This is a genomic window from Bacillus cereus group sp. MYBK139-1 (assembly GCF_051916915.1).
Classification (GTDB): domain Bacteria; phylum Bacillota; class Bacilli; order Bacillales; family Bacillaceae_G; genus Bacillus_A; species Bacillus_A pacificus.
The window spans coordinates 2,038,287-2,051,583 of record NZ_JBQAHO010000001.1; the positions used below are offsets into that span (position 1 = coordinate 2,038,287).

The following is a 13,297-nucleotide window of genomic DNA, read 5'->3' on the forward strand; positions in this document are numbered from 1 at the left end:
GACTGTACCTGCTACTAATGCATATACCATACTCATGCACCAACCTTTTTTTGATAATGATTATCACTTTTGAATACATTTTATCATTAAAGAGAATCATTATCAACACTTTTTCATAAAGAAAGCCCCTTATAAGAAGGAGCTTCACTGCCTGTTTTGAAAAAAGGGAAAACTTGTTGTGCACTCTTATTATATCTCATCTTACATAACTTAATAGTTAAAAAAAATGGAAATCCACCCTATACCCTCCATCTTACATTTTGTATAATAAAAGGGAATTACTTAACAAGGAGGAAAATAATGACACAAAATATTTCACAAGGCGAGAGGATTCACTCCATCGATATTATTAGAGGAATAGCTGTATTAGGTATTTTTCTTGTGAACTGGCCTGTTATTGCTGGAGTTGACTCACGTGATATTACAGGAATTTACGAAGGGATAGACAGCTACATTCGCCTATTTTACGATATGTTTATTCAAACAAAGTTTTATACTATCTTTTCGTTTTTATTCGGCCTAGGATTTTATATTTTTATGACTCGTGCTGAAGCGAAAACAGATCGACCAAAAACTTTATTTGTTCGTCGCTTACTTATTTTATTATTATTTGGTTTCTTACATTACGTTCTTTTATGGGACGGAGACATTTTACATACTTATGCAATTACCGGGTTTTTCTTATTTTTATTTTACAAAAGAAAGCCACGTACTATTTTAATATGGTCAATTGTACTATTAAGTTTCATGCAATTGTTCACATTATTAGGTTCTCTTGTCATGTTATTAGTGCCGGTAGATGAACTAGGCCTTTCCATAGCCATTATGCCGTTAGAAAACTGGGGCTTACAAATTACAGACAGATTCTATTCTTTCTATTCTGAAGCAATAAGTAACAGTCTTATTATGCTTCCTGAAACACTAGGATTGTTTTTACTCGGATTATATGCCGGTAAAAAAGATATTTTCCGCCGTGCCAAAGAATTAGATCCAAAACTAAAGAAATGGCAAATTATTATGTTTGTTTTAACATTGCCGATGTGGTTTATTATGGTTTACTTCTTTATGAACAATCAACCATACACACCATTTTCACTTATGGGTATTACGATGATAAGCGGAAAGACATTATTCATATTCTACATTTTCACGCTCATGCGTTTATTACAAAAAGAAAAATGGCAAAAGATATTACGTCCGTTCCAGTACGTTGGTCGAATGGCATTAACAAATTATATCTCGCATACAATTGTTACGTTGCTTGTATTCGGAATATTGTTCAAAAATGATTATCTTGCTCCATTATGGGTAGGACCACTATTTTGTATCGGTTTCTACACGCTGCAAATCTTTATTAGCCGCTGGTGGCTGTCACGTTACCAATACGGGCCACTTGAGTATATATGGCGCCTTGGTACGTATGGGAAAATGATGCCACTTAAAAAGAAAAGCAAGGTCTCGTAAGCAACACAAAAATAAAAGGTTCAAATCGCATGCGATTTGAACCTTTTATCAATTTTACGCTTCTCTTACCGCACTTTGTATCGGAACTGGTTCATCCTTTACTTTCACTTTACGCTGTGGCACCATATTAAATACGATATTTAAAAGGACTGCTGACGCACTTCCAAGTACGATTCCGTTATCTGTTAAAATACGAATACTTTCTGGAAGTTGTGAGAATAATGTAGGAACGACAGTAACTCCTAGTCCGATTCCGACTGAACATGCAACGATTAATAAGTTTTCTTGTCTTCCAAAATCAACGCTACTTAACATTTTAATACCATATGCCATTACCATACCGAACATCGCTAACATCGCACCGCCAAGTACTGATTTCGGAATGATTGTTGTAATAGCTGCGATTTTTGGAATGAACCCAAGAACGATTAACATACCACCACAAGTGTAAATAATCACGCGATTTCTTACTCCAGTTAATTGAACAAGCCCTACATTTTGAGAGTATGTTGTATATGGGAAGGCGTTGAAAATACCACCTAACACCATCGCTAATCCTTCTGCACGATACCCTTTTGTTAATTCTTTTTCACCAATCTTTTTATTGCAAATATCAGATAATGCAAAGTAAACACCTGTCGCTTCTACAATCCCTACGCAAGCAACGAGAATCATCGTAATAATTGGCGTTAATTCAAATGTTGGTGTACCGAAGTAAAATGGCTGAATACCATGGAACCAATCCGCTTCTCCAACCGCTTGCAAGCTTACTTTCCCCATAAATGCTGCAACGATTGTACCGAACAATAGACCTAGTAAAATAGAGATTGAACGAATAAATCCGTCAAAGAAACGATACATAATGATAATAAATAGTAAAACACCAAATGCTAATGCTAAATTTTCAAGACTACCAAAATCTTTACTTCCTACTCCACCAGCCATATCATTAATTGCTGCTGGAACAAGTGTAACTCCAATTACGGTAACGACAGATCCTGTTACAACAGGGGGAAACAGCTTTACAAGCTTTCCAAATAATTTCGCAAAAATAACAACGAATAACCCCGCAGCAATAATCGCTCCATAAATAGAGGATACGCCGTATTGTTTCCCGATTGCAATCATCGGGCCAACCGCTGTAAATGTACAACCAAGTACAACTGGAAGTCCAATACCGAAAAAGCGATTTGATAACGCTTGTAAAATTGTCGCAACGCCGCACATTAATAAATCAATTGAGACTAAATATGTTAACTCTTTTTGATTTAAACCAAGTCCGCCGCCCACAATAAGCGGAACGATAATTGCACCAGCATACATTGCAAGCATATGCTGCATACCAAGTGATGCGATTTTAAATGGATGTTGCTTCATCGTTTATTTCACCTCCGCAGTTTCTTGCTGTACAAATGTAACTGCGTTATTATCAAGTGATGCAATTTCTGCTAGTGATTCAACACGAACTCCTTGTTCACGAAGCTTCTTTCCTCCATCTTGAAATGCCTTTTCAATAACAATCCCAATTCCAGCAATACTTGCTCCTGCTTGCTCGACTAAACTCATTAAACCTAAAGCAGCCTGACCGTTCGCTAAAAAGTCATCAATAATTAAAACGCGATCACTTTCATCGATATGATTTCGAGATAATGAAATTTCATTTGTTTCTTGTTTCGTAAATGAATATACGTTTGCAACATACATATTATCTTGTAACGTTAACGATTTACGCTTTCTAGCAAAGATTACTTTTACACCAAGTTCTAATGCAGCCATAACCGCTGGTGCAATGCCTGAAGATTCAATCGTCACGATTTTTGTAATGTTCTCTTCTTTAAAACGTTTAGCAAATTCTTTTCCGATTTCTTGCATAAGTACTGGATCAATTTGATGATTTAAAAAAGCATCTACCTTTAATACGTCACCAGATAAAACCTTTCCTTCGTTCAAAATCTTTTCTTGTAATACTTTCATGTTTGTTCCCCCTCTTATGCAATAAAAAAACTCCAAAAGCCGCTACCACTCGTTACAAGTGAGAGACGCGCTTTTGGAGTTTTCGCAAAAAAGAATGCTAAACAAGCAAATATATTCGTCCTCACTCATAGTCAAAGTATTTACGGTACTTCGGTAGAAACTTGCAGGCCATATCCCCGCGATTATATGAGTGTAGCTAACTATTTATTTTATAGATGGATTATAACGCACTTTTTATACTTTGAAAAGCATTTATTAACAAAACACGGACAAATTTTATAAAACCATCATTTTCGTTCGCGTTTTGTAAACTCTTTCATTCCCAATTATAACTTCGTTAAAATGATTGGTCCATCTTTTGTAATCGCAATTGTATGTTCATATTGAGCTGATAATTTCCCGTCCATCGTTTTCGCAGTCCATCCATTTAAATCTACTTTCGAATATCGCATACCTACATTGACAATCGGCTCAATCGTAATTACCATTCCTTCTTGTAACTCAGGCCCTTGTCCTTGCTTCCCAAAATGAAAAATTGCTGGTTCTTCATGAATCTCTTTACCGATTCCATGTCCCGTAAAGTCTCTTGCGACAGAAAAACCTTCACTTGCTACATAACTTTCAATTGCATAGCCAATATCTCCTACATGATTACCGATTATCGCCTGATCAATGCCTTTATACAAAGCATTCTCAGCTACTAACAACAGCTTTTCTGCTTCATCAGAAACTTTTCCAACTCTATACGTCCAAGCAGAATCTGAAAGACCACCATTTAAGTTTACTACCATGTCAATTGTTACAATATCACCCTCAGTTAAAGGAACATCGGCCGGAAACGCATGACACATTTCATCATTTACAGATGCACATATCGCATATGGATATCCGTTGTACCCTTTCTGCTCAGACGTTGCACCATGCTGTTCTAAATATGCTTCCACAAACGTATTAATTTCTTTTGTTGTAATACCTGGTTTCATTATTTTCGCAATTTCTCTGTGACATGAAGCAAGTAACTTCCCTGATTCGTGCATCAAATCTATTTCATTTGTTGTTTTAATTGTAACCATGCTTACCTCTACCTTCCTTGCTAAACTTACTATTTGCTACTAATACACAAATCCTCTTCCAAAACTTCCAATTATAAAAGCTAACATCATTTCTTCTATTCTCCGAATGTAAATTTTTATTTCATTCGTTTTTACATATTACATCTAGTATTTTTTGTTGATGTTTACTTATAAACAAAGTATAGTAACACTATACTATTAAAAGGAGGATTGTTAAAGATGATGCACGCAGGAAGACTACGTCAGCAAACTTTGAACAATAAGTAACTTAATATGTTCAAAGGCTCTGTTTTCATAAAGCAGAGTAAACGGGATTAGTCTGCACATTTTTAATAATCTTCAACGGAGAATACACTTTCCATATGAAGAAAGGCAGATATACATCTGTCTTTTTTTCGTATATTTTTTGATGCAAAAAGAGACGTTTTTTCATTATATCCTCGTTTACTCTTAACCACAGACAGAAGCCCGTCTGTGGTTTTTTTATGATTACATTTCCTTATATCTTGCTACTTTAATCATATGGATGTAGTTAGAAACAATTCGTAACAGAAAACGTATGAAAACATTGAAATCAAAATAAACACTTGGAGGAAATCAAAATGAATACACTTAAAGTGAAACAATTAGCAAATAAGGAAGGACTAAATATATTAGAAGATTCAATAGAAATCAATGAATCTGGCGTTGACTTTCAAGTAGCACACGTCAAAGAACAAAACGGGGATAAATGGATACTACGAATTCCTCGTAGACGAGAATCTATGAGACATGCTCTACGTGAAAAAGAAGCATTAGAAATCATGAAAAAACATGCAGAATTCCAAGTTCCTGATTGGTCTATATTTTCTCCGGAACTAATTGCTTATAAACAACTAAGTGGCATTCCTGCCGCTACTATCGATATAGAACAACAAGGTTATATATGGACCTTTAACGAAAAGGAGGTACCAACTGAATACTATATTTCCTTAGGAAAAGTTTTAGCGAATTTACACTCATTACCTCAGCAAAAATTTAATAATATAGGTGTTGAAATTCTTACCGCTAATGAATTAAGAACTTCTATGAAACAAAGGATGAATCGAGTGAAGGAACAATACCACATCAATCAAAACTTATGGGATCGTTGGCAAGCATGGCTAGCTGAAGACTCTTTTTGGCCATCTCACGTAGGAGTAAAGCATGGGGATATCCATCCAGGTCATATCCTGATTGATAATAAAAATAAGGTAACTGGCTTAATCGATTGGACAGAAGTAGGGATAGGTGATGTATCTATAGATTTCACATCGCATTATCTACTCTTTGGAAAGGATGGACTAACAAAGTTAATTCACTCTTATGACAACGCTGGCGGTAAAACTTGGTCAAGAATGGATGAACATATTATCGAACTTCTAACAACGAGTAGTATTACTGTTGCTGAATACGCTCAAATGTCAGGTTTGAAAGACATACATGAAATAGCTGTACACATGCTATCAATTGAAAGTTAATGAAGTTACAAAAAACAGAAGAGCCCTCTTCTGTTTTTTGTTATTTTTCACATATATAATTCATTTTCAAAAACTCAAAACAACTACCATTTGTTTTCTGTATAAACGTTCCAACTGCTTCAAACCCTGCCCTTTTATACACTTTAATTGCTCTTTTATTAAATGTAGCTACTGATAGTGTTATATAATTACATCCATATTTTTCTTTACTAAAAGCTAGTATAGCATTTATGAACTGTAAACCAAATCCATTTCCAGTTATATTAGGACTCATTCCAAGACCTATATCAACCGTCCCATCATTTATTTTACAAACAGTAAAATAACCAATGAGAGTGCCATTTTCCTTCACAGAAAAGGTATGATCCCCCCTACTCTCATCATGTAAAAATTCGGCTAAATCTTCTTCATCTGCCTCTATATCGTAAAAGGAATATTTCCCTTCATAATGCCAGTTGTATGCAATTTCTTCTGCTTCTTCTTGCGTCATTACTGTATATGTATAATCCATTTTTCTCCCCCCTTTAAAAACAGAGCTGCAAGTAAGCAGCTCTTTTTTATAACTCATAAATCTCTCTATACTTCGCTTCTAAATAATCTGCTAAGTAATTTGCATTTAATCCTTCACCTGTTACATCTTCTAAAATTTCAAGTGGCTTTTTCGTTTTACCGTATTGGTGAATGTTTTCTGTTAACCATTCACGAATTGGCGTTACGTTTCCTTCTTCTAATAATGCATCAAAGTTCGGAATGTCTTTTACCATTCTTTGCTTAAATTGCGCTGCATACATATAACCAAGCGCATAAGATGGGAAGTATCCAAATGAACCACCAGCCCAGTGAACATCTTGTAATACGCCTTGTGCATCGTTAGCCGGACGAATCCCTAAATATGCTTCCATCTTATCGTTCCAAGCCGCTGGTAAATCCTTCACTTGTAATGTGCCATCAAATAACTCTTTCTCAAGTTCATAACGAACCATAACGTGAAGCGGATATGTAAGCTCATCTGCTTCTATGCGAATAAATGAAGGCTTCGATTCATTTATTGCATCATAAAACTCATCTACTGATATATCATTGAATTGACCATCGCTATACTCTTTTAATAAATCATAATTTTTCTTCCAGAATGATTTATTACGACCGATAAAGTTCTCAAAGAATAATGATTGTGACTCATGAATACCCATAGATGTTCCACTACATAGCGGTGTACCTTCAAATTTCTCTGCAATATTTTGTTCATATACAGCATGACCACATTCATGAATTGTTCCAAACACAGCCATACGGAAATCTTTTTCGTCATAGCGTGTCGTAATACGAACATCCCCTCTATTTAATGTAATCTCGAATGGATGTACGGTTTCATCAAGACGACCTGCTTCAAAGTCATAATTTAATTGCTTTAATAGCTCTAATGTAAAGTTTTTTTGTTTTTCTTTTGAAAAATGTTCCGATAAAGCACTTGTCTTTAATCTCTTTTGCGACTCTGATATTTCTTTTACGAGCGGAACGATACGCTCACGAAGTTGACCAAATACGTGATCTAACACTTCTACCGTAATACCCGGCTCATACATATCTAATAATGTATTATATTTATATGTTTCGTAACCCCAATATGTAATGAACTTCTTTTTAAATTCGACGATTTGTTCTAGATACGGACGGAACATTTCGAAATCAGATTTTTCGCGAGCTTCTTCCCACACACTTTCCGCTTTCGCTTCTAATTTCACATACGCTTCGTATTCCGCTTGTGGAATTTTCTTATTTCTATCATATTCTTTACGACACTCTTCCACCATTTTCTTCGTCGTTTCAGAAAGTTTGTCTTCACTTATTAAAGCTTCAAGCTCTGTTAAATAGTTCCCCATCTCATCTGAAGTCGACATGGCAAATACTTCTGATGAAAGCATGCCAATTACTTCTGAACGCTGGTCTACACCTTTTTTAGGCGCACCTGTTCTCAAGTCCCAAAACATTAAGCTTAATGCTTCTCCATAATTCTGTATCTTCTTCACATATGTTAAAAATTGTTTTTCCACTTCATATGTAGCTACTGTCATCGTATAAAAACCTCCTTTTTCTACCTCAAACTTAATTCGACACGAAAATCTAAATTCCTTTTATAATAGAAAAAAAGCTTGGCAAGCGCCAAGCTTTCTCCTTATAATTCTTTACCTTCTACTGGTAGTACGTTTTTCACCGCTTCTACCACTTTCTCATCTTCTGTATCAGATAAGAAGATTGATATAGCACCTTTATCGTCGCTCGTACGAATTAAACGGCCAATCCCTTGACGAAGACGTAAAATCATATATGGTACATCTACATCCCAGAATGGGTCATTTACGTGTTTACGCTTCGCTTCAAACACAGGATCGTTTGGAGGGAATGGTAATGACCAAATAATAACATGTGATAATGATGAACCAGGAATATCTAAACCTTCCCATAAATGAACGGCACAAAGTACAGTCTCTTCTTCATTTTGGAAACGAGAAACGAGCTGACTAATTTCTTGGTCCCCTTCATATAGGAATGGAACTGACATTTGTTCTTTACTTACATACTCTTTAAACGCTGCAAGTTCTTGCGTTGTACGGAATAATACAAGTGTACGTCCATTTGTTTTTTGTATATTTTCAAGTGTATATTGACACTTTCTTTCCCATTCGTTTTCTTTCGTATGAGATAGTAAGTTTACTGCCATTTGCTCTTCGTAATCAAACGGTGAGGCAACTGAGAATGATAAGTAATCTTTTACCCCTAGGCTATTTGCTGTAAATGCGAATGAATCGTTGTTAGATAATGTAGCAGAAGAGAAAATATACGGGATTTTCTTCGAGAATACTTTCTCTTGTAATACTTCTTCAACTGCACGCGGCATAATTACTAACGTGAAGGCTCCATCACCTTCTTCACCCCATGTAATTACATTTTTCTCGTGCATAAATAGACGCAGCGAGTGCTCTAATACATCTAAATGTTCATCAACGATATTTAAATCATACGTGTTTACTGTATGCATTTCACTTTCAAATACTAATGCATCACCAACTTCACCAATTTTCGCATAAAGTCGCTTCGCTTCGGCAGTTACTTTTTCTGTCACAGTAATCTCTAAACGATCAGAACCGGCAATTTCCTTTTTATTCTCTTGTAACACATCAAAGAATCGCTCTGTTTGCCAAATTGTTTCTTCTACTAAATGTGCAAACTCCTCGCGAATATCATTTTGTAATAATCTCGTTAAAAGTTGCTCCATCATCGTTTGCTTTAAACGATATGTTAAAGCTTTTTGAGCTGCATATTCTACAAGATGTCCTTCATCGAATACAACGCAACTACTTTCTGGTAATAATGGAATTTGTCCTTCACGCTTACGAGCATCGTACGTCCAAATATGATCCATATAGAAATCTTGAGAACAAATAATTAAATCTGCTGCTTTACGATAATGTTCACGTGATAGAGTTTGTCCGCAACGATGACGAGAATCACAAGTGAAACAATCTTGGAAGTAATCCCAATTTACTTTTGACCATTCCTCGTCATTTAAAAGCGGAAATTCTTTTCGGTCACCATAGTGAGTAAAGTTTTGCATCGTACCGTGGTCAAATACAAACTGCGGTAATTCATAGTATACATCTTCAATTACTTCTGGAGCTCGTCCACTCATAACATCTTCAAGTTTACGTAAACATAAATAATTATCCATCGATTTCGCAAGTCTTACATCTACCGATAAGCCTAATGCCTCAGATAATTTAGCAATGTCCCCTTCTTCTTTCACAAGCTGCTCAATTAATGTTTCATCTGCACAAGCGATAATCGCTGGCTTTCCAGTATAACGTGCATAACAAATTGCATATAGAAGATATACAATTGTTTTCCCGGTTCCTACACCCGCTTCTGCGAACATTACTTTCTTTTCTTGGAAAGCACGCTCTAATTGAAACGCCATAAAAATTTGTTCATCACGCTCTTCAAAGCCTTTTTCCGGAAGGATGTCGTAAAACACATCTCCAATCCACTCATTCAACTTATCATAAAAATTGTCTTGTTTCCCTACTTCAAATGGTAATCTCTTCTCAGTAAACATCCTTAGCCTCCAACCAAAAAGTTTTTCTATAAAAGATATAGCAACTGCTACTCATATGTGCGCAGCCACTTTCCCCTGTTGCAATACATAGAAATACACGAAAAAAAATTTTCCTTTCGAAAAAGGAAAATTTTCTTCTATATTAATGACTTTAAATACCGTTTATCAATCGCTGTTTCATGTGAAAGAGCTGACAAATATTCTTCTTGTGCTTTTTGTATTTCATCTACAATCGTACCTTGGCTATCCACTTCTTTTCCGAGCTCATCATACGTACGGTGAATAGCTTTTTGAATCATTGATAATTGGAAACTATCCATATCAGTTCCTCCTTTACGCATTACATAATAGCCAGTATATGCGCGCTAAAGGAGTTTTATACTATGAATTACGAGGTGGACGTTTTCCGAAGTATTGGTAGTAATCTGTACGGATAAATCCATTAAACAGTTTACGTTTCTTCGATGCATCTTTTCCGTAGCACTTCTCAAATGCTTCGTAACTTGTTAATACATACGCCGACCACGTGTCTAATGGACGGAATACTTGTCCCATTTCTTTATACAGTTGTTCAACAAGTGCTTTTTCACTTAAACGTTCTCCGTATGGAGGATTCGTTACAACATAGCCATAATCCTCTTTTGTTGTGAAATCTTTTACCTGCATTTGTTTAAATGTAATTAAATCGCCTAAACCTACTTCTTCTGCATTATCTTGAGCAACACGGATCATACGATGATCAATATCTGATCCAATGATTTGCAATGGTTGATCATAGTTCGCTAAATCTTCAGCTTCTTGACGAGCTTCACGCCAGTTTTGTTTACCAACCCAGCCCCATTCATCCGATGCAAAACCACGGTTAAATCCTGGTGCGATATTTTGTCCAATTAATGCTGCTTCAATCGGAATTGTACCTGATCCGCAGAAAGGATCCACGAAAGGACGATCCGGCTTCCAATTTGTTAATTTAATTAAAGACGCAGCTAATGTTTCTTTTAAAGGAGCTTCCCCTTGATCCACACGGTATCCACGTTTATGAAGCCCAACACCGCTCGCATCAATTGTTAGTGTTGCGATATCTTTTAACATTGCAATCTCAATACGGAATAACGGGCCATCTTCTTCAAACCAAGTTGTACGTTTATATGTTGTTTTTAATTTTTCAACGACAGCCTTTTTAACGATACGCTGGCAATCCGAAACACTAAATAACTCAGATTTTAAAGATTTACCGATAACAGGGAACTCACCGTTCTCTGGAATATAATCTCCCCAGTTTAATGCTTTTGTTTTCTCAAACAGCTCATCAAATGTTGTCGCTTTAAATTCGCCAACTTTAATTTTCACACGGTCTGCAGTACGTAACCATAAATTCGTGCGACAAATCGCCTTTTCATCTGCTTCAAATGTTACTTTGCTGTTTTCTACTTGGCATTCATAACCTAGATCACGAACTTCTCGGGCAACTAAAGCTTCAATACCCATTGCCGCTGTTGCGATTAAAGTAACTTTTCCCATTTGCATTCACCTCTTATGTATATTCAAACAATAATTAATAGCCATTTCTCCTATTAATTATTACATTTTACGAAGAATTTTCTCATTAACCATTTTAACTCATAATTTATGACTTCATACAAATAAAAAGCCCTCCTCTAACAAAGGAGAGCTGAGTTATTTCATAGTTGGTTCATAACGTTCTGTAAGCCATGTTCTGTTCCTTTGTACTGCAAACGGCCCACGCCTCGTACTCCGGTGGCAATCATCTATCTACAGGTTATACAACCTGTCCTTTCCCATCGTTCATTTCCTTGGAAAAGATTCCCCTACCATTATTTGGGTTTCTCGCTCGTGGGGTTTACCTCGTTCCACTCCTATCATTTCTTCAAGGACTTCGTCACTGTGGCACTTTAAAGGTAGTCAAACCATATCCGAAAGGACTTAGGTTTTTTTCCTGCCGTTAAACCAGCCTTACAGCCAGAATACCCTAGCTTATGAATTGGCTAGGCACGAACACTACAGCCATCTCAGGCCGTGCGAGCATGGACTTTCCTCTACAACGTTGGCGTTGCAGCGATTACCCAAACGTTATGACATCCATTAGTATAGTGGAAACAAAAAGATTTTGCAATGTTTTTTTCTATGTAAAATGCTTTAACCTTTTTATCACCAGAAATTATTCGTATAACTTGCTTCCAAATACAGCTTTTTCTAAATTCGATAGACGTTTTAAAATGTCTGTATTCGTGTTGTTATATACTGGTTGCGCAACTGGTGTTTGTACAGGTTGTTGTGGAACTTGCGTTGCTGCTAGCTTTTGCTCTTCTAATTCACGCTTTAAACGAGCATTTTGTTGCTTTAATTGCTCAAATTCCTTGTGAAAAGCTTCATAATCTTTAATGATCATATCAAGAAACTTGTCTACTTCTTCTTGTTGATAACCTCTCATACCTGTTTTAAATTCTTTTTCTAAAATATCTTTCGCTGTTAATTTAATTTTATCCGAAATCATTTTCTTCACCTCAAATTTTTGCCAAAACTTTCATTAACTAAATTTTTTCAGAAACAATGCTTTTTGTCAATCATATATACGAGTACTATATTACATATTACTCAGCATTATTCCACTGTTCCTCTTCTATTATATCTTGTAAATCGGAAAAAAGAATGAAATAACTGTGATAATTTTCTATTTCTCCTTTTTTCTTTGCTGCTTCTACAATATATTTAGGACTCCCTGGTTTTTCTTCATCATATACAGCTAAAAGCGCATCACTTTTTTCAATAAAAAATTGATTTTTTAATTTAAATTGCTCTGGGCTTTCGTACTTACGTTTCGTGATACTATCAACATGGTCTGCTTGAGAGAGAATAAACTCGTAATATTCACGGTTATCTTCCTTCCAACCCTCTTCTTGTTCTAAAAATGGAGTAAATACCGCTAATTTTAAATCTGGATATTCTACTTGTATTTCAAAAACAACTTCAGCAGCCCATAATTCTACACCTAACTGGCCACTTATTATAACCCACTCTAAACCATCTTCTACAAAAGCAGTTAATTTACGACGCAACGCCTTTTTTATACATTCTACTCCTGGATGATCATTTTTAAATATTCCAAGTTCAAATGGCTTATATCCTGTTACTGCAATAACTTTCATATCAAC

Annotated in this window: 12 protein-coding genes, 1 other RNA gene and 1 riboswitch; of the genes, 2 read left to right on the top strand and 11 right to left on the bottom strand. The window is 35.8% G+C overall.

Annotated elements, in window-relative coordinates; translation table 11 throughout:
- Positions 1 to 300: 300 nt before the first annotated feature.
- Complete coding sequence (locus ACTFRS_RS10375; RefSeq protein ID WP_139868024.1) at positions 301 to 1,464, top strand: DUF418 domain-containing protein; 1,164 nt, start codon at positions 301 to 303, stop codon at positions 1,462 to 1,464.
- A 54-nt stretch (positions 1,465 to 1,518) separates the two neighbouring features.
- Here the strand turns inward: ACTFRS_RS10375 and pbuX are convergent, their stop codons facing one another.
- From pbuX to ACTFRS_RS10390, 3 genes are all read right to left on the bottom strand, one after another.
- Positions 1,519 to 2,841, bottom strand: a complete 1,323-nt coding sequence (pbuX, locus tag ACTFRS_RS10380; RefSeq protein ID WP_000809226.1) for a xanthine permease PbuX — start codon at positions 2,839 to 2,841, stop codon at positions 1,519 to 1,521.
- Positions 2,842 to 2,844: 3 nt separating this feature from the next.
- The gene (locus ACTFRS_RS10385) at positions 2,845 to 3,438 is read right to left on the bottom strand and encodes a xanthine phosphoribosyltransferase (protein ID WP_139868027.1); all 594 of its coding nucleotides are present in this window, start codon (positions 3,436 to 3,438) and stop codon (positions 2,845 to 2,847) included.
- A 108-nt stretch (positions 3,439 to 3,546) separates the two neighbouring features.
- Positions 3,547 to 3,648: riboswitch (purine riboswitch) on the bottom strand.
- Between the two features lie 116 nt (positions 3,649 to 3,764).
- Complete coding sequence (locus tag ACTFRS_RS10390; RefSeq protein WP_440023642.1) at positions 3,765 to 4,511, bottom strand: type I methionyl aminopeptidase; 747 nt, start codon at positions 4,509 to 4,511, stop codon at positions 3,765 to 3,767.
- Between the two features lie 602 nt (positions 4,512 to 5,113).
- Here ACTFRS_RS10390 and mphL point away from each other — a divergent pair.
- Positions 5,114 to 6,010 (top strand): macrolide 2'-phosphotransferase MphL, encoded by an 897-nt coding sequence (gene mphL / locus ACTFRS_RS10395; RefSeq protein WP_440023640.1) that lies wholly within the window; start codon positions 5,114 to 5,116, stop codon positions 6,008 to 6,010.
- 40 nt (positions 6,011 to 6,050) lie between these two features.
- Here the strand turns inward: mphL and ACTFRS_RS10400 are convergent, their stop codons facing one another.
- The 8 genes from ACTFRS_RS10400 to ACTFRS_RS10435 form a co-directional block, all read right to left on the bottom strand.
- Positions 6,051 to 6,521 (bottom strand): GNAT family N-acetyltransferase, encoded by a 471-nt coding sequence (locus tag ACTFRS_RS10400; protein WP_440023638.1) that lies wholly within the window; start codon positions 6,519 to 6,521, stop codon positions 6,051 to 6,053.
- A gap of 46 nt (positions 6,522 to 6,567) precedes the next feature.
- A complete protein-coding gene (ypwA, locus tag ACTFRS_RS10405) occupies positions 6,568 to 8,085 on the bottom strand; it encodes a carboxypeptidase (RefSeq protein WP_000215091.1) in 1,518 nt (505 codons plus the stop codon).
- Positions 8,086 to 8,186: 101 nt separating this feature from the next.
- Complete coding sequence (locus ACTFRS_RS10410; RefSeq protein ID WP_000493699.1) at positions 8,187 to 10,124, bottom strand: ATP-dependent DNA helicase; 1,938 nt, start codon at positions 10,122 to 10,124, stop codon at positions 8,187 to 8,189.
- Positions 10,125 to 10,261: 137 nt separating this feature from the next.
- Positions 10,262 to 10,444, bottom strand: coding sequence for a DUF3921 family protein (locus ACTFRS_RS10415; RefSeq protein WP_076873277.1), 183 nt, complete (start codon positions 10,442 to 10,444; stop codon positions 10,262 to 10,264).
- A gap of 61 nt (positions 10,445 to 10,505) precedes the next feature.
- Entirely contained in the window at positions 10,506 to 11,645 is a 1,140-nt protein-coding gene (locus ACTFRS_RS10420) for a THUMP domain-containing class I SAM-dependent RNA methyltransferase (protein WP_000521234.1), read from the bottom strand.
- 180 nt (positions 11,646 to 11,825) lie between these two features.
- Positions 11,826 to 12,216, bottom strand: an RNA gene (gene rnpB, locus ACTFRS_RS10425) — RNase P RNA component class B.
- Positions 12,217 to 12,303: 87 nt separating this feature from the next.
- Entirely contained in the window at positions 12,304 to 12,639 is a 336-nt protein-coding gene (gene gpsB, locus ACTFRS_RS10430) for a cell division regulator GpsB (RefSeq protein ID WP_000622429.1), read from the bottom strand.
- 97 nt (positions 12,640 to 12,736) lie between these two features.
- Complete coding sequence (locus ACTFRS_RS10435) at positions 12,737 to 13,291, bottom strand: DUF1273 domain-containing protein (protein WP_000862921.1); 555 nt, start codon at positions 13,289 to 13,291, stop codon at positions 12,737 to 12,739.
- Between the last annotated feature and the right edge of the window lie 6 nt (positions 13,292 to 13,297).